Here is a 16,525-nt window from a genome sequence, read left to right as displayed (position 1 = left end):
CATGCGGCCGCTTCTGATTTTCGGCGCAAGCCGCGGCGTCGGCCTTGAACTGGCGCGTCTCGAACGCGCTGCCGGTCGCCCCGTTGCGGCGCTTTTGCGGCCCCGGTCGGATGCCGGGCATCTGCAGGAGATCGGCGTGCAGGTCCTGCGCGGCGATGCGCTGTCGCGCCCGGATATCGGACAGGCACTAGCGTCTTTCACCGGTCCGTTCGATATAGTGTCGACATTAAGCGGGCGAGGCGAGGACGGGCGGCTAGCCGACGATGAAGGCAATATCAACGTCATCGAGGAGGTTGCGGCAAGCGGCCGGGTAGGGCGTTTCGTGCTTGTCACCTCCATGGGCTGCGGAGATATGGCGCCCTATCGGTCCGAAAGAGCGATTGCCGCCTTCGGTGCCGTGGTCGATGCCAAGACACGGGCGGAAGACAGGTTGAAGCAGACCGATCTCGACTGGACGATCCTGCGCCCGGGCGGTCTCCTGTCCGAACCATCCACGGGCAACGGCCTGCTGTCGCAAAATCCCCAGGTCCATGGTTTCATCCAGCGCGCCGACGTGGCGCTGCTTGCATTCCGGGTTCTGCGCGACCCCACGACGTCCGGCAAGGCTTTTGCAGCGGTCGATCTGGACCGGTTAAGCTGCGAGACGCCGGTCGATCCTTTTCCGCTCGCCTGATATCGTCTTGCTCGGTATTTCGCGCGCCGTGGGAAAAACATCGTGCGCGCTTTCGTTTCCCGGCCTTTTTGGTTATGGAAAGCCATGGCCGAAAATGACGACATGCATGATGGGGAAAGCCCGGACAAGGGCGAAAGCCGGGGCGACCGCGCCCGCAAGGCGCAGGCCGCCCGCGAAGCCGAGCGCAAGGCCAAGGCCGCCGCAAAACTTCGCGAAAACCTGATGCGCCGCAAGGGGCAGGCACGCGCCCGTCGCGCCGGTGAAGCGGACGATACACAGGGACTTCCGGCATCGACGCCGTCTGCCGCAAAATCGGACGAATCATCCTGACTTATGTCGTCACGGGACTTCACTGCAGCGCCGTGCGCCTTGCGCACATCGGACGCTGCAACATCTTAGAGCCTGAACATTCCATTTGTCGAAAATCGGCTTCGATTTTCGGGAAGTGGAATGTGCAGGGTTTCACGAACATTGAAGCGCTACGGGTTTTCGTCTAAGGACGCTGCCTTCCACGCGTGAGAGGGAAAGTTTTTCAATCATGGATCGCATTCGCATTTCCGGCGGCAACAAGCTGAACGGTATTATCCCGATTTCCGGTGCCAAGAACGCAGCCCTGCCGCTGATGATCGCCTCGCTTCTGACGAGCGACACCCTGACGTTGGAAAACGTGCCCCATCTGGCAGACGTCGAGCAGCTGCTACGTATCCTCGGCAACCATGGCGTCGATATTTCCGTCAACGGCCGCCGCGAAGGCCAGGCCGACAGCTACGCCCGCACCATACAGTTCACCTGCCGCACGATTGTCGACACCACTGCTCCTTACGAGCTGGTCTCGAAGATGCGCGCCAGCTTCTGGGTCATCGGCCCGCTTCTGGCACGTGAAGGCAGGGCGCGCGTATCGCTGCCGGGCGGTTGCGCCATCGGCACGCGTCCGGTCGATCTGTTCCTCGAGAGCCTTGCAGCGCTCGGTGCCGAGATCGAGATCGATAGCGGTTATGTCAACGTAACTGCGCCCAAGGGCGGCCTTGTCGGCGCGCACTACACCTTCCCCAAGGTTTCGGTCGGCGCCACCCACGTGCTGATGATGGCGGCGACGCTCGCCAAGGGTACGACGGTCATCGACAACGCCGCGCGAGAGCCGGAAATCGTCGATCTGGCCGATTGCCTCATCGCCATGGGCGCCAAGATCACCGGTGCCGGCACCAGAACGATCACCATCGAAGGCGTCGATTCCCTTCACGGCGCCCGTCACCGGGTGCTGCCTGACCGTATCGAGACCGGCACCTATGCCATGGCCGTCGCCATGACCGGCGGCGATGTGACGCTGACCGGTACGCGCGCCTCGCTGCTCGACAACGCACTCGATACGCTGCGCCTCGCCGGTGCGGAAATCACTGACACCGAAAGCGGTCTGCGCGTCGTGCGCAACGGCAACGGTATCCAGCCGGTCGATATCGTCACCGAGCCTTTCCCGGGCTTCCCGACCGACCTGCAGGCGCAGTTCATGGCGCTGATGACGCGCTCTTCGGGCGTGTCGCACGTGACCGAAACCATCTTCGAAAACCGCTTCATGCATGTGCAGGAACTTGCCCGCCTCGGCGCCAAGATTTCGCTCTCGGGCCAGATGGCACGGATCGAAGGCGTCTCCAAGCTGAAGGGCGCACCGGTCATGGCGACCGACCTGCGCGCCTCTGTGTCACTCGTCATCGCCGGCCTTGCCGCCGAAGGCGATACGATGGTCAGCCGTGTCTATCACCTCGACCGCGGCTTCGAGCGTCTGGAAGAAAAACTCACCCGCTGCGGCGCGATCGTCGAACGCGTCAGCGACTGATTATCACTCTCAATCGAGAAGTCTTCGAAAGGACGGCAGGGAAACCCTTGCCGTCCTTTTTCGTATCCCTATGTTGAAGCGGCATCCCATTTTGCCCCCCGCCTCATATTCATGATCCGGCTTTATACGGAGATCTCCCATGGCTGACGTTTCTTCCCCCGTCTGGTTCATCACCGGCTGCTCGACCGGTTTTGGTCGCGAACTCGCTAAGCTGACGCTTGACCGCGGTTGGCCGACCATCGTCACCGCGCGCGACAAGAGCCGGCTTGCCGATCTGATTGCCGGTTACGACAACGCGCTTGCCGTCGATCTCGACGTGACGGACCAGGCCCAGATCGACGCGGCGGTAAAGGCTGCGGAAGACAAGTTCGGCCGCATCGATGTTCTCGTCAACAATGCTGGCTACGGCTATCAGGCCTCGCTTGAAGAGGGTGAGGAGAACGAAATCCGCGATATGTTCGACGCCAATGTCTTCGGCCTCTTTGCTATGACGCGCGCCGTTCTGCCGGGCATGCGCGCGCGCCGCAAGGGCCATATCCTCAACCTCACCTCGCAGGCCGGTTTCATCGGTTTTGCCGGCTCGGGTTATTACGCAGCCACCAAACATGCCGTCGAGGGCTTTTCCGATGCGCTGGCCGCCGAAGGCGCGCCGATCGGCATCAAGGTCACCTGCGTGGCACCGGGTCCCTTCCGCACCGACTGGGCAGGCCGCTCACTGAAGCAGACGCCGGTGAAGATCGCCGAATATCAGGAGACGGCCGGCAACCGGATGACGGCGACCGCAGGTTACAGCGGTCAGCAGCCAGGCGATCCGGTTCGTGCCGGCGAAGCGATGATCAAGGCGACCGAAGCGCAGAATCCGCCGCGCCATCTCGTGCTTGGCGAACTCGCCTATAACGGCATTACCGGGAAGCTTGCCGAACGGCTGGCCGAGATAGAAAGCTGGAAGGACGTCAGCCTTTCCGCCGATTTCCCGAAATAGGTTTTGCGATATCGATTGAAAAAGCCGGGGCGGATAATCACGCCCCGGCTTTTTTGTTGAACTGTCTCAGGCAGATCTTTGCTGCGCCTGGCGCCGAAGGATTTCGGTAGTGGCATTGCGGTCGGCGGGACGGCCAAACAGATAGCCCTGTGCAAAACCGCAGCCGAGACGCTGCAGGCGAAGCGCCTGATCGGTAGTCTCGACACCTTCTGCCACCATCCGCACACCCAGCCCGCTTGCCATAGCCAGCAGAGCCTTGATGATGACTTCGCCCGGACCACCCGACATACGATCGACGAAGGTCTTGTCGATCTTGATGATGTCGACCGGGAAATCCAGAAGATGGGTGAGCGAGGCATAACCGGTGCCGAAATCGTCCAGCGCCACGACAAGGCCGTCGGAGCGCATTCTCTCGATCGTCTCGCCGACCTTGCTGTTTCTCTCGTCCATATAAACGGATTCTGTGACCTCCACGACGACCTGCGCAGGCAATACATTCTCCTGCGAAAAGGCTTGCATTATCCGCTCACGCAAATCGCCCTGATCGAAATCGGCCATCGAAACATTCACGCTGACGTAAGCGAGCGGAATATCCTGCTCGTGCCAAAACCGCATGTCGCGGGCAACCTGCTGTAGCATCCGGTCCGTCAGCTTGTGGCCGAGAGATGCGTCCTGCAGCGCTTCAGCAAACATGCCAGCAGAAATGATTTTTCCCTCTGCGGTGCGCACACGGCAAAGCGCTTCCAGCCCGACAATCTCCTTCGTGTCGAGCCGGACGATTGGCTGGTAATGCGGCTCGATACGTCCCTCGGCGAGCGCGCTCGTGACGGTCTGCAGAACGCGAAAACGTTCGGCCACCGCGCCGGCAAGCTCCTCGCTGTAGAGGACGAATCCGCCACGGGCGGTTCGCTTGGCATGATGAAGCGCGAGATTGGCGTGCTGGAGGTAGGTAGGAACATCGGGCAGCGGGGAGGGCGCGCATATTGCGCCGCCGCAGCTTGCCGAGAGGCGAAGCGTGTGATCGCTCTCTTGCAGCGAGCGTTGCTCCAGGGCACACAGGATGTTCCGACAGACAAGTGATAGATCCGTTGCATTTCCCTCGATCAGGACTGCGAACTCGTCGGCATCGACTCTGAACGTTTTTTCCGATCCAACTGTCTGGCTGATCGCGTTAGCCGCTTCAAGGATGAGCCTGTCGCCGATCGCATGCCCGAAGGCGTCATTGATCCTTCCGAGATGATCGAGGTCGATCAACAGGATGCCGAAGGAGGTATCGGCACCCGCCAAGGTGATTTCGAGTGTTTTGATGAAATTGGCGCGATTGCCGAGCCCGGTCAGTACGTCGAAATACGCGAGCCGCTGGTTCTCGGCCTTCACCTCTTCGCGTTCGAGCACGAGCGAGCAGAGGTCGACGCATTCGGCCACAATCATGCGCTCGTCTTCGGTCGGTCCCCTATTTTCCTTGTAGTAGAAACCGAAGGCGCCAAGCACCCGCCCGTCGCTTTGGCAGATCGGGCTCGACCAGCATGCCTTTACGTCATGTTCGTCTGCCAGAATGTCGGCGAGTGCGCGATAGGGCAGCCAGTATGGATCGGTGAAAATGTTCTCGACAGCGATCTCCCTGCCGAGAAATGCGGCCGTCCCGCAGGAGCCGACACCCGGGCCGATTGCGATGCCGTCGAGCGCATTTGAATAGTCTTTGGCAATGGTCGGGCCGGCAAGCGGATGAAGCCGGCCGTCTCGATCGACCGTCACCAGAGAGCAGAGCACACCCTCCGTCACCTGTTCGGCATGGGCGCAAATATGGTTGCCCGCCTCTTCCACAGAGCAACCGCGGGCAAGCATATCCAGTATTTCCTGCTGAAGCCGTCCCTTTTTGGCCGCCATTCGTCAATTTTTCCCGGTTCTAAATGACTTGGGTAATGGATGTCGGGATGATGTTCAGTCAAAGGTAAGTATTAGGTTATTGGGCCGGCTGGAATTTTTCCAAATCTTCGATATTGCGGCGATATGGTTGCGAAGGTGACGCAGGTCAATGTTTCGCACCTCAACCCTGCCTAGGTTCGATATCGCTTCAGACGGAATTGTATCAGCTTATGACATTTCTTGCCTTTTCCTCAGCGGTCCTCGCCCTGCTTCTGGCGCCGGGCCCGACGAACACGTTGATGGGTATTGCCGGCGCGCGAGGCCGCATCGGCGCCGTCATCCGGCTTCTGCCGGCGGAACTGGGCGGTTATCTGACGACGATCCTGCCGCTGACATGGTTGGGTGCGGAGCTTCTCGCACGTTTTCCCTCTGCCTCTACGGGGTTGAAGCTGGTTGCCGCAGCCTGGGTGATGTTTCTGGCGGTGAAGCTCTGGAGGATGCCCGGCGGGGCGGCGGGAGGCAGTGGTGTCACGGCAGGACGTGTTTACCTGACCACGGTGCTCAATCCGAAGGCGCTGATCTTCGGCCTTGTGCTACTGCCGGCGCCCGCCGACAGCCAGTTCCTGCCGAAGTTTGCCATGTTCTGCGTCATGGTGATGGCCGTTGCCCTGTTATGGGGCGGGTTCGGCCAGATGACCCAGACGGGCGAGAGTGGCAACAGGCGGCTTCTGGTCGTTCAGCGGATCGCGTCCGTCTGGCTGGCAGTCGTCTCCGTGACTTTGATTACCGGCGTCTTGCGAGCTTAAGCCCTTCGCTCAGCCGAAACGGCTGGGCGAGAACGATGCCAGATCGATGGCCGGCGACTGATCCTGCAGAAGATCCGCCACCAGCCGCGCCGTACCGGCCGCCTGTGTCAGCCCGAGATGGCCGTGGCCGAAGGCGTAGACGACATTTGGCGTCACCTTGGCTCGGCCGATGGCCGGCAGACTGTCCGGCATGGACGGGCGAAAACCCATCCACTGCGTGCCGCCCGCCGTCTTGAGACCCGGCAGAAAAGTTTTCGCCTTTTTCAGCATGGCGTCCGAACGCGCATAGTTCGGCGGCAAATCCAGTCCACCGAGTTCGACAGCCCCGCCGACGCGGATGCCGCTGGTCAACCGGGTGACGACGAAACCATGACCGCCGAAGGTGATTTGCGTGCGCAGATCGAGAGCGTCCGAGGGGAGCGTGGTGTTATAGCCGCGCTCGGTTTCCAGCGGGATGTTCTCGCCGAGCGAACGAGCAACGCGATGTGAAAACGCGCCGGCTGAAAGCACCACCTTGCCGGCCGACCGTGCCACATCGCCCGCAAGAACGATCTCGACCCCATCTGATACCGGACGCAGCGCCGTCACCTCGGCAATCTCGACCACACCACCGCGTGCGCGAAAATGCTCGGCAAGGGCCAGCGTGTAGAGTTTCGGGTCGGCGATAGAATACCATCCCGGCGTGAACGTCGCCCGGATGAAGCGGGGGGCGATGCCTGGCTGAATTGCGGCCATCTCGGCTGCATCCATGTGCCGGAACTCGATGCCGTGCAGCTCGCGGGCTTCCCAGCCCGGCAGAGAGGCGCGGAACTCGGCGTCGCTTTCATAGACCTGCAGATTGCCTTCCTTGCGCAGCATGGACAGCGTGTCGGTAGCCGACAGGAAGGGCTCGAGCTCAGCCTTTGAAAGATCCATCAGCGCCGTTTGGGCGCTGGTCGAATGCGCCACGCGCGAAGCGGAGCAGGCGCGCCAGAAGCGAAACATCCACGGCGCGATGTTGAGCGCATAAGCCGGCCGGATCGACAGTGGCCCGAGCGGATCGAGCAGCCATTTCGGCGCCTTCTTCAGGATGCCGGGCGAGGCGAGCGGCAGGATATCGGTAAAGGCGAAGGCGCCGGCATTACCGGCGGAAGCACCGGCAGCTGGTCCTTCCCGGTCGATAACGGTGACGGTGAGACCACGCATCTGCGCGGCGATGGCGACGGAAAGGCCGACGACCCCCGCCCCGATGACGATTACATCCGACCTTGCCATTTCCCTGATCGCCCTGTTTTGCGCGGCCGTTTGCGGCTTCGCGCATATTCCCCTTGTTCTGATGCAGCAAAGCCCTCCTTGCGGGAGGGCTTTGCCTATTCGAAAATCAGGCCTTGTACTTCTGTACGGCGCCCGGAAGTTTGCTCCAGTCGGCATACCAGCTGTCGAAAAGCTTGAGCTGTGCTTCGACATAACCGCGCTGGCTGTCTGAGAGAACGTCCGTCTCAATGAAGTTCAAGGCAAATTCCTTGCTCCCCTTCAGCACCATCATGTGCTTGAAATAGAGAACCAGATCCGGGCCTTCGTCGAAGGAGGAAAGCACGCCGAGTGCTTCTTCCAGTTCTCTGGCGCGACTGCGGGCATCTGCGTCGCCTGCGGCGGCTGCCTGAGCCAGCGCGCAAAGATGCAGCACTTCCTTCGGCAGCACGTTGCCGATGCCGGTGATGGCGCCAGTCGCTCCGCAATTGACGTAACCGTGGAAGACGGCCGTATCGACGCCGATCATCAACGTGACGTCGTCATCACGGCTGGTGATGTTTTCGGCAGCATAACGCATGTCGTCCGGGCCGCCGAATTCCTTGAAGCCGACAAGGTTCGGATGTTCTGCGCGCAGCGCGAAGAACAGGTCGGCGCGGGTGGCGAAACCATAATAGGGGCTGTTGTAGATGACAGCCGGGAGATCCGGAGCTGCCGACAGGATCGCCTTGAAATGGGCCTTCTGGGCAGAAATCACCGAACCGCGTGAAAGAACGCGCGGGATGACCATCAACCCTTGCGCACCGACCTTCTGTGCATGGGCGGCAAGCGCCACGGCCGAGGCCGAGTTGATCGCGCCCGTGCCGACGATGACCGGAATGCCGGCCTCGACCAGGCGTTCGACGCCTTCCATGCGCTGTGCGTCCGTCAAGAGAGGCCAGTCGCCCATCGAGCCGCAATAGACCACGGCCGACATGCCGGCCTCGATCAGCTGCTTGCCCTTGGCGACAAGTGCGTCGAAATCCGGTGTGCGGTCGCTTTTGCAGGGGGTCATCAATGCCGGTACGACGCCGGAGAAAATCTTCGATTTCATCTTGCAAATCCTCGATATCAGAACGGCCGGCGGAGACGATCCCTAGCCTCTGGCATAGAGAATACTCCTTCCATATTCTTTGTCGACAAGAAAAATACAAGATGTCAAAGATCAATATCGAGGCGATCGTTCCGGGTCAGAAGTCGGCCGATCTGCTCGACGATCTGCTCGCCATGCGCCTTGCCGAGTTGGTCGGCAGCAGCCACGTCACGCGCCTCGACCGCAGCAATGATTTCTTCATGCTCATCGACATAGCGCGGCGGCAGGCGGTCGTCGTAGGACTGATAATAGAGACGCAACATTCGGCGCCCTTCGCCGAGCAGCCGGTCGAAGAAGCTGGCGTAATAGGCATTTCGGCCGGCAGCCGCGATCGCCGAATGGAAGTCGGCATTGGTGGAAATCATCTCCAGCGCATCCTGCCCTGCGACCGCCGCGCTGAACTCCGCTTGCCGCTCGCGGATGATGATGAGGTCGTTTACCGTATGATGTTGAGCTGCCAGTCGCGTCGTGACGCGGTACATGAGCACAAGCGCATCGAAATAGGCGGGCATGCCGAGGAAATCGATATTCGACACCATGGTCGAACGGTTGGGTAGCGTCTCGATCAGGCCTTCGCCGACGAGCCGCACCAGCGCCTCGCGGATCGGCGTGCGGGACATGCCGAAGCGGGCCGCCAGCTGCACTTCGTCGATGGCACTGCCGGGCGCAAGTTTCAGATCGAGAATTTCGTCGCGCAGAAGATCATAGACCAGTTTGACTCCGGAGCCGCGTTTGCGCTCCGTGATCTGGCTCGTGTCATTATCCGTCATTCGCGCCCCGCTTGTCGACATGATGTCTTTTTACTCTAGCGCATCCGTGCCGATGCGTTAAGCGGAACCGTCATTCGCGCGCAGGTCTCTCAAGTCTTGCCGATATCGAGGTCGCCCTACTGTATCGATGGTCGATTGGAGAGCTTGGGCAAAGTTCACCTTTGGATGCCTGAATGAAAAGAATGCCAGTTTCCATCGCAAGTTAGCGCCGGGAGAAGGTGATTTGGGGACGCCTCGGTTTCAGAAGCCAGCTAATTTTGGACAAACGTCATTATCTCTTCATTTTTCTCAGATTCTCAGATTGTGGTTGATCCCTGAAAATTCATCGGTTTATATCGCGCCTGGACTAGCAAACTGGATGTTGTGGGTCTTGGTGTTTAGGGGGCAGATTAATGGCATAACTCTTCAGGAGAGCTTCGCCTGACCAAATCGATTTCAATTAATCAGGGATACTAACCGGAATCCGATTTTCAAAATGAAAAGAGGTTAGGAATTACCCTAACTCCTTGGAATTAATGGTGCCCCCGACAAGGTTCGAACTCGTGACCCCCTGATTACAAATCAGGTGCTCTACCAACTGAGCTACAAGGGCATCCATTGATTGCGTCAGTTACCAGATTTTTCGTTACTGTAAAGCAAAAACGTCGCAGGGGGTGCGTTTGCGCCCAGCGTGTTGATGGCTTTTTTTGAGTTGAATGGTCTCAAGATTTGTGGACGCCTTCCGTCCTAACCTTTGCAATGGCTCGGGTGCAGCCAGCATGGGCCTCACGGTTGGAAAGGTTTGCCGCGTCTGGCGCGAAGGGTGGTGATTATGCGCAAGAGATCAGCCGGCTGAAGAGTGGGTTGGCTCGCGTCATTGACGGGCCAGCCATCCTGAAAAACGGCCACGGATCGCCAGTGATGCAACGTGAAGCACCCGTTCATTGCTCTCCATTGCTTGCAATTCTCGGTGCGGACGATGTGTCGCCTTTTCCGGGTTCAGCCCGGCGGATTTAAGCCTGTTGAATATGCGGGCCATCCAAGACGAACGGCGAGTTGACCTCATCTCTTAGGGCGCGGGAAGAGCGGTTTGCGGCATCAGGTGGGGGCAATATTGGCGGAGACAGGCTCGATCACGACCAAACGCCCTAATTCCGGACGTGCCAATGAAGCGATGGCAAGGCACTCTTCCCGAGTAGCAGATCTGACGAAAAAAAAGCGCCCATTGCAATCACTATCCTGCGAGCCGAATTGAACATTCGCAGGACGAAAGTTTCCAAACTCGACAGATGATCCGGTCAAATTCAAAGATTTTAGAGATATGAAAATTAACCAAAAATCTAATCAGGCCAATAAGATAAATGGTGCCCGGAGGCGGATTTGAACCACCGACACGCGGATTTTCAATCCAGTGCGGTCGGTTTATTTTCAATTGCTTACACGAAAAACACTGTCAGGCGGGCGACACGAAATCAATGGCTTAGGTCGATTTTGTCAAGGGCCGCTTGCCTCGTTGTGCTGCACATAGTTCCTCCCTTTTCGAACTTGCTAAAGCGATCATGCAGGCCCCTCGATTGTCATTTCGGTCACTGCGCGGGGATGCGGGCATGAGCGGGGCGAGGCCATTCCGGGACGTGAAGCTGCAATGGCTTCAGCATCTCAGCTGCGATAAGGATCTGAGCGACAACGCGCGGTCCGTGGCGCTCTATGTCGTCACCACGCATTTGAACGGCCACACCGAGAGGGCGTGGCCGTCCTATCAAACGATTGCCGACGCGACCGGCAAGAGCGTCAAGACCATTCAGCGCGCCATCCGTGAACTTGAGGCCAGTGGCTGGTTCGAGATCCGGCGCGGAAATGGCATCGGGCACAACACCGAATATCGTCCCTCTGCGGCGTCGATTTTACGCGCATCGGACGCTCGCGAAAAGACGGACAAAGTTGTCACCCTTTACCCCAGCGAAGGTGGTCAAATCCGTCCGGCAAGGCGGTCAGATGTGTCCGGCGAAGGGGGACAGATATGTCCACCAAACCCAAAGAAAGAAAAAATATATAAACCTAACCCGCGCGAGGACGCCCTGCCGCGCGTAACGACGCGGCGAGCCGTTCCGCTTGTTTTCGTGGCCGAGACCAAGACGAAGCAGATCGAGCAGTGGCGCTCGTGGTTCCGTCTTCAGGCCTCCATTCACTCGAAGGTATGGGCGTTCTGACGGTTAGAGCCAAAAAATTGGGCTATGCCTTGCCGGGATACTGGCCGCCGGATGAGGCAAGCTCAACAGCGTTGGAATGGCTCTCATTTTTCCGCCAACGCCGATCCCTCTTGCCCGATCAACAAGCTCAGCAGCGTGGTGTTCGAAGCGAATTATGCCCGCGAGTGGCCTGAAGGAAACAAGGCCGACATATTCTGCGATGAGTCACCCCCGAAAAAAGTTGGGAGGGTATGTTCGAAGGTGAGCGTCCACCCCATCGCTCACGGAATGCGCATCGATGCCGAGACCGTTCATTCGATCCCGCTCGGTGTCGATACGCCGGCCGATTTAGAAAAGGCTCGGGCCATATTGGGTCGCCGCTAGCGATCTTTGGTAGCTGGAGAGCTACAGATCACGCGACTCCGACCCGCAACAGATCGTGGAAATGCACGACGCCTGCGGGTCGATTTTCCTCATCGACCACCAGAAGCGCGCCGATGCTGTGCTTGTTGAGGAGCGCCATCGCGGCCGTCGCCAGCGTAGCCTTGCTGACCGTTTTCGGGTTTGCGGTCATCACCTCGTCTACCGTCATTATGCTGAGATTGCCGTCGAGATGACGAGCAATGTCACCATCGGTCAGCACGCCGCAGATACGTCCCTTGTCATCGATCACGCCGACACAGCCGAACCGTTTGGCGGAAAGCTCGTGAATGGCGTCCTGCATCGAAGCGCCCTTTTTCACCAGTGGCAGGCGGTCACCAGTGTGCATAAGGTCGCTAACATGGGAAAGCATCGCACCGAGCTTGCCGCCCGGATGATAGACGCGGAAATCCGCAGCCGAAAAGCCGCGCGCTTCGAGCAGGGCAACAGCGAGCGCATCACCGAGTGCAAGCTGCAGCAAGGTCGACGTCGTCGGCGCCAGCCCGTGCGGGCAGGCTTCCTGCGCCTTCGGTAGCAGAAGAACGATGTCGACTTCACGCGCAAGCGTCGATGTCTCACCCGAGGTCAATGCTATCAGCGGGATGGAAAAACGGCGGGTAAAGGAAACGATGCCCTGCAGCTCGGCGGTCTCCCCGCTCCAGGACAGTGCCAGTACCACATCGCCCGGCGCAATCATGCCGAGATCGCCGTGATTTGCCTCAACCGGATGAACGAAGAAAGAGGGCGTGCCGGTCGAGGCGAGGCTGGCCGAAATCTTGCGTCCGATATGGCCGCTCTTGCCGACGCCGGTGATCACGACTCGACCATCGATTGCGCCGATTGTCTCCACGGCCTGCCGGAAGGCCAGACCGAGACCGCCCTTCAGCGCCTCCTCAAGAGCGCTAAGCCCTTGTTGCCCAAAGGAAATCGTCCGCAAGGCGGAATCGACGGCGTCATGTTCAACTAGTTGTAATGCGCGCTTGATCATCGTGAAAGCCTTAGTTCCTTCAGAGCTTCACGTCCATACTTCATCGAGAGTTCAGGCGGTCTTGGCCACCGCATCGAAAGCCATCAGCTTTTCCAGAAGCCGCGGCATGTCTTTCAGATGCACCATGTTCGGACCGTCCGACGGAGCATTGTCGGGATCCTCATGGGTTTCGACGAACAGGCCGGCAATGCCGACGGCAACCGCCGCACGCGCCAGCGTTTCGACGAATTCGCGCTGGCCGCCGGTCGATCCGCCCTGCCCGCCCGGCTGCTGGACCGAATGCGTCGCATCGAAAACCACCGGCGAACCGAGCGAGGCCATGATCGGCAGCGAGCGCATGTCGGACACCAGCGTATTATAGCCGAAAGATGCGCCGCGTTCGCACAGCATCACGTTCGGATTGCCGCTTTCGGTAAGCTTCGTCTGGACGTTTTTCATATCCCAGGGCGCCAGGAACTGGCCCTTCTTGACGTTGATCGCCCGCCCCGTCTTGGCGGCAGCAACCAGCAAGTCCGTCTGACGCGAAAGGAAGGCCGGGATCTGCAGGACATCGACAGTCGGCGCGACAAGCGCGCACTGCTCTTCCGTGTGGATGTCGGTCAGAACCGGAAAGCCGAATTCCTTCTTCAGGTCGGCAAAGACTTCCATCGCGATTTCGAGCCCGATGCCACGCTTGCCCGAAATCGACGTTCGATTGGCCTTGTCGTAGGACGATTTGTAGACGAGGCCGAGGCCGAGCTTGCCGCAAAGTTCATTGAGTGTGCCGGCGATCATGAAAGCATGGTCGCGGCTTTCCATCTGGCAGGGGCCTGCAATTAGCGAAAGCCGGCCGGTATTGCAGAACACGACCTTCTTTTCGCTTTCGCCGACCAAAACCTCTGAATTGGGGGAGACTGCCATTTTTTATTCCTCGAAGCCGAACAAAATGCCTTAGCAGGGCGACAGCGACACGAGCATGCGGCCATCCTGGCTAATGAATGCGACGTCACTAGCAGCAACGATGATCTCTGTCGCCCACCGAATAGTCAGTTCAGGTTTTTGAGATGCTGACGAACACGCGTCTCGATCCAAAAAGAAGCAGCGTTCGCGTCACGGAGGTCACAGGCATATCTTGTCCGAAAAATATACCAAAACTTTCGAAGATCTGCAGAATTAAGCTTTACGGCATCAGGAAGGAATATTTCTGCAAATTTTTGAGCGGTTTCACAGACAAAACACGCTCCCATGTAATCTGATCGGCCAAAAATATAGACTGGCTTTTCGTACAGCAGAGCCTCTGCACCCACGCCTGAGTTAACAATGCAAACTGCCTTCGCTGCAGGAATGATATCGTGGATGTTTCCATTCGAAACGATCAGATCTTCTTGGTGGTCACTGAGATATCTGCTGATCTGTGAGGAACGGCAGGCGGGGTGCCTTTTGACAACAACCGATAAACCCTCCCTTTTTGCGGTCTTGATAACCTCATCTAGCATCGCAAATGGCGTCGAGTACGCAAGGCTTTGCACCGCATCTCCAATGACCTGCAGTGCTACAAATATAAAGGCGCTCGGCAGAGTTTCAGCCACGTCCTCTTGTGCATATTTTGATAGACGGTTGCTGAATATCCGCTGCTGATCATTCTTGAAAAAGCGATCCGCCTCCAATTGATCTACATCGAAAACGGAGAGGTCTGAATAGGGTCTAGAGCCGAAATCCGACCACCCGGCATATCCATGATTATCGAAACTAAAAAGTGACGGTCGATCAGTTTCTTTGAAATGGAGACCTTTGGCATCATCCGATACAGTATGGTAGGAGAAATAGGGTTTATCGAACGACAAGACACCGTGCGTGCGGATACGCCCTTTTATTGTGAAAGGAATCCCGTCCCTTTCCAGCGTTGCGACTATTTCCTTAATACAGCACCGAATATCCGCACGGAAGCCGGAATAGTCTATCTTATTAGAGCGAACTGCCGCCGCTGGCATTACTACAATGGCTTTGCTGGGATGTGAGAAAGACTTTTGAACGCCAGATCGCTCAAGAAAATCTCTCCGTGCTTCGTCCACGACGTGACGAATTGGCTCAACATCCACTCTAAGTTCAATCAGATCTTCTAGTATCCTGCCCGTTTTCAGCCGCAACATTTTGGCCTGCTGCGCAATATTCACTGCCTTGTCGATTTCGAAAAGAGAGACTGCACCTTCTACCGCATCTTTCCAGTGACGCTTGAATGCCGAACGATCGGAGAGCACCCTTTCAATGTCTCTCCGGACCCGGACAACAGCTTTTGCAAAAAGATCTTCACGTTGAGCCGCCTCTGATGAGGCCGCTGCGGCAACAGACTGCTTTATCAAAATCTCGCTTTCCTCGGCTTCGATAAAACGTATGAGCAACTCCGCAATACCGAGATGATCCTGCTTTTGATGATACAGTGATCTCAAGAGGTTTGTAACCTGCTGCCGCAGATCGAGTGTGCTTCCTTTGACTTTCAACAAGACCGCTATCGCTTCATCGACGAAACCTTCTGCCCGTAAACTGTCCGCTTTAATCAAGTCACGCACTTCAGAATCTATGTACGGCCCGGACATAATTTCGTGGTCACTCGTGAGTTTTCCGGTCTTGCTAAATTCCTGAAGTATTTTCCATGAAACTGGGTGTTTTCGCGAGTATCTGACGAGCAACTCTTCCAATGTCGGAACGTCATTATCGCGTTCGGCGGCAAAAATCATTCCTCGTAGCGAAAGTCGGCTCAAACGTTGCGCACCTGTGAGCCTCCCGATGAAATCACCAGATTTAAGAATAAGGCGGACCCAAAGACGGTAGCGTCCCTGCGAAATGGCCTTTTCGATGTGAGAGACTACATTAAACAACGAAAGTGCCTTTCGGATGAGCGTTACAATTCAGGCAACGACTGCCAATCTTTCAAACGATCGACGTCAACATCCTTAAGATCACCTTGCCGTGACCAGGTTACACGCCGATCGCGCAGCGGTTTTGCGGGAGCGCCAACTATCACCGCATTCGTGATGTCTAGATCACCTTTCACCATTGATCCGTAACCTATAACGTTATCGCTACCAACCGTGGTACCTTTCTGGACAAATGCGTTCTTTGAGACCCACACGTGGTCGCCAATGTACACGCCATCGGCAACGTTACACCTCTGCATCGTATCAAGATCAATTATTGTATGCGCGTCCGAAGTACGAATTTCGATGCCTGCAGAAAACATGCAGTCGCGACCAATGAAGACGCCATTCCGCTTCCCCTTACAGTAAATCTCAACGTTGTTGAATGTCGTACCCGCACCAATTGAAACAGTGAGATCCCGCCCCTGAATCGCAATGGTCCCCCGCAAATTGATGCCCGATCCAAGCATGAGAGTGTTTCTCGCACCCTTAATGCCGATAACCAGTTGTTTAGTTTGGGCATCCTCAGTGGCAATTAATCTATGGCCGCTTCCACTGACCGAAAACCTTTTGAACCTACGTGATACTCGTTCAGGAACGTTTTCCGGTTCAAGATCTGTTAACGTGAGATAATCCGCTATCGGGAGTGTCACAGTGCCTTTCTGTTTATTTACAAAAAAGGCAATTTTCTCGAGTTTCATTTTAAACTCCTAGAGTACAACCTGTCACGCCGAGAAACCTCGCTTCATCGCGGCGGCACTGATT

General features: G+C 57.5%; 14 protein-coding genes, 1 tRNA gene and 1 pseudogene. 7 read left to right on the top strand and 9 right to left on the bottom strand.

Annotation, left to right across the window (positions count from 1 at the left end; translation table 11 throughout):
- Position 1: 1 nt before the first annotated feature.
- The 4 genes from FHP24_RS08190 (at position 2) to FHP24_RS08175 (ending at position 3,486) form a co-directional block, all read left to right on the top strand.
- Positions 2–673 carry an SDR family oxidoreductase gene (locus tag FHP24_RS08190; RefSeq protein WP_139675355.1) on the top strand — a complete coding sequence of 224 codons (672 nt, stop codon included), beginning with the start codon at positions 2–4 and terminating at the stop codon, positions 671–673.
- An 84-nt stretch (positions 674–757) separates the two neighbouring features.
- Positions 758–1,003 carry a hypothetical protein gene (locus FHP24_RS08185; RefSeq protein ID WP_180355931.1) on the top strand — a complete coding sequence of 82 codons (246 nt, stop codon included), beginning with the start codon at positions 758–760 and terminating at the stop codon, positions 1,001–1,003.
- Positions 1,004–1,211: 208 nt separating this feature from the next.
- On the top strand, positions 1,212–2,504 hold the full coding sequence (gene murA, locus FHP24_RS08180) for a UDP-N-acetylglucosamine 1-carboxyvinyltransferase (protein ID WP_139675353.1): 1,293 nt from the start codon (positions 1,212–1,214) through the stop codon (positions 2,502–2,504).
- Positions 2,505–2,643: 139 nt separating this feature from the next.
- Positions 2,644–3,486, top strand: a complete 843-nt coding sequence (locus FHP24_RS08175; protein WP_139675351.1) for an oxidoreductase — start codon at positions 2,644–2,646, stop codon at positions 3,484–3,486.
- 66 nt (positions 3,487–3,552) lie between these two features.
- On the opposite strand, the gene FHP24_RS08170 is transcribed toward FHP24_RS08175, so the two are convergent.
- On the bottom strand, positions 3,553–5,373 hold the full coding sequence (locus tag FHP24_RS08170) for a bifunctional diguanylate cyclase/phosphodiesterase (protein WP_139675348.1): 1,821 nt from the start codon (positions 5,371–5,373) through the stop codon (positions 3,553–3,555).
- Between the two features lie 209 nt (positions 5,374–5,582).
- Between FHP24_RS08170 and FHP24_RS08165 the strand changes: the two genes are divergently transcribed.
- The gene (locus FHP24_RS08165) at positions 5,583–6,158 is read left to right on the top strand and encodes a LysE family translocator (RefSeq protein WP_139675346.1); all 576 of its coding nucleotides are present in this window, start codon (positions 5,583–5,585) and stop codon (positions 6,156–6,158) included.
- Positions 6,159–6,167: 9 nt separating this feature from the next.
- On the opposite strand, the gene FHP24_RS08160 is transcribed toward FHP24_RS08165, so the two are convergent.
- The 4 genes from FHP24_RS08160 to FHP24_RS08145 all read right to left on the bottom strand — a co-directional run bounded on the left by FHP24_RS08160 (position 6,168) and on the right by FHP24_RS08145 (position 9,882).
- Positions 6,168–7,412: an NAD(P)/FAD-dependent oxidoreductase gene (locus tag FHP24_RS08160; RefSeq protein ID WP_139675344.1), complete on the bottom strand. Its 1,245-nt coding sequence runs from the start codon at positions 7,410–7,412 to the stop codon at positions 6,168–6,170.
- 106 nt (positions 7,413–7,518) lie between these two features.
- Entirely contained in the window at positions 7,519–8,481 is a 963-nt protein-coding gene (locus FHP24_RS08155) for a dihydrodipicolinate synthase family protein (RefSeq protein ID WP_139675342.1), read from the bottom strand.
- Positions 8,482–8,585: 104 nt separating this feature from the next.
- The gene (locus FHP24_RS08150) at positions 8,586–9,290 is read right to left on the bottom strand and encodes a GntR family transcriptional regulator (protein WP_139675340.1); all 705 of its coding nucleotides are present in this window, start codon (positions 9,288–9,290) and stop codon (positions 8,586–8,588) included.
- 516 nt (positions 9,291–9,806) lie between these two features.
- Positions 9,807–9,882, bottom strand: a tRNA-Thr gene (locus FHP24_RS08145).
- A 994-nt stretch (positions 9,883–10,876) separates the two neighbouring features.
- Here FHP24_RS08145 and FHP24_RS08140 point away from each other — a divergent pair.
- Both FHP24_RS08140 and FHP24_RS08135 read left to right on the top strand, forming a co-directional pair.
- A complete protein-coding gene (locus FHP24_RS08140) occupies positions 10,877–11,479 on the top strand; it encodes a helix-turn-helix domain-containing protein (protein ID WP_246091633.1) in 603 nt (200 codons plus the stop codon).
- Between the two features lie 264 nt (positions 11,480–11,743).
- Positions 11,744–11,842 (top strand): annotated as a pseudogene (locus tag FHP24_RS08135) (3-deoxy-manno-octulosonate cytidylyltransferase); the annotation flags it as partial.
- Between the two features lie 28 nt (positions 11,843–11,870).
- Here the strand turns inward: FHP24_RS08135 and FHP24_RS08130 are convergent.
- From FHP24_RS08130 to FHP24_RS08115, 4 genes are all read right to left on the bottom strand, one after another.
- The gene (locus FHP24_RS08130; protein ID WP_139675338.1) at positions 11,871–12,866 is read right to left on the bottom strand and encodes a KpsF/GutQ family sugar-phosphate isomerase; all 996 of its coding nucleotides are present in this window, start codon (positions 12,864–12,866) and stop codon (positions 11,871–11,873) included.
- Positions 12,867–12,917: 51 nt separating this feature from the next.
- Positions 12,918–13,766: a 3-deoxy-8-phosphooctulonate synthase gene (gene kdsA / locus FHP24_RS08125; protein ID WP_139675336.1), complete on the bottom strand. Its 849-nt coding sequence runs from the start codon at positions 13,764–13,766 to the stop codon at positions 12,918–12,920.
- A 125-nt stretch (positions 13,767–13,891) separates the two neighbouring features.
- Complete coding sequence (locus FHP24_RS08120) at positions 13,892–15,721, bottom strand: capsular polysaccharide export protein, LipB/KpsS family (protein ID WP_139675333.1); 1,830 nt, start codon at positions 15,719–15,721, stop codon at positions 13,892–13,894.
- A 23-nt stretch (positions 15,722–15,744) separates the two neighbouring features.
- Positions 15,745–16,461 carry an acyltransferase gene (locus FHP24_RS08115; RefSeq protein WP_139675332.1) on the bottom strand — a complete coding sequence of 239 codons (717 nt, stop codon included), beginning with the start codon at positions 16,459–16,461 and terminating at the stop codon, positions 15,745–15,747.
- Positions 16,462–16,525 lie beyond the last annotated feature (64 nt).

This window comes from Aliirhizobium smilacinae, assembly GCF_006335145.1.
Lineage (GTDB): Bacteria > Pseudomonadota > Alphaproteobacteria > Rhizobiales > Rhizobiaceae > Neorhizobium > Neorhizobium smilacinae.
This window is presented reverse-complemented; position numbering and strand designations above follow the sequence as displayed.

Bases quoted from the DNA above. Each gene is read 5' to 3' on its own strand.
- FHP24_RS08190 (WP_139675355.1), top strand. From the start codon at position 2: ATGCGGCCGCTTCTGATTTTCGGCGCAAGCCGCGGCGTCGGCCTTGAA.
- FHP24_RS08185 (WP_180355931.1), top strand. From the start codon at position 758: ATGGCCGAAAATGACGACATGCATGATGGGGAAAGCCCGGACAAGGGC.
- murA (WP_139675353.1), top strand. From the start codon at position 1,212: ATGGATCGCATTCGCATTTCCGGCGGCAACAAGCTGAACGGTATTATC.
- FHP24_RS08175 (WP_139675351.1), top strand. From the start codon at position 2,644: ATGGCTGACGTTTCTTCCCCCGTCTGGTTCATCACCGGCTGCTCGACC.
- FHP24_RS08170 (WP_139675348.1), bottom strand. From the start codon at position 5,373: ATGGCGGCCAAAAAGGGACGGCTTCAGCAGGAAATACTGGATATGCTT.
- FHP24_RS08165 (WP_139675346.1), top strand. From the start codon at position 5,583: ATGACATTTCTTGCCTTTTCCTCAGCGGTCCTCGCCCTGCTTCTGGCG.
- FHP24_RS08160 (WP_139675344.1), bottom strand. From the start codon at position 7,412: ATGGCAAGGTCGGATGTAATCGTCATCGGGGCGGGGGTCGTCGGCCTT.
- FHP24_RS08155 (WP_139675342.1), bottom strand. From the start codon at position 8,481: ATGAAATCGAAGATTTTCTCCGGCGTCGTACCGGCATTGATGACCCCC.
- FHP24_RS08150 (WP_139675340.1), bottom strand. From the start codon at position 9,290: ATGACGGATAATGACACGAGCCAGATCACGGAGCGCAAACGCGGCTCC.
- FHP24_RS08140 (WP_246091633.1), top strand. From the start codon at position 10,877: ATGAGCGGGGCGAGGCCATTCCGGGACGTGAAGCTGCAATGGCTTCAG.
- FHP24_RS08130 (WP_139675338.1), bottom strand. From the start codon at position 12,866: ATGATCAAGCGCGCATTACAACTAGTTGAACATGACGCCGTCGATTCC.
- kdsA (WP_139675336.1), bottom strand. From the start codon at position 13,766: ATGGCAGTCTCCCCCAATTCAGAGGTTTTGGTCGGCGAAAGCGAAAAG.
- FHP24_RS08115 (WP_139675332.1), bottom strand. From the start codon at position 16,461: ATGAAACTCGAGAAAATTGCCTTTTTTGTAAATAAACAGAAAGGCACT.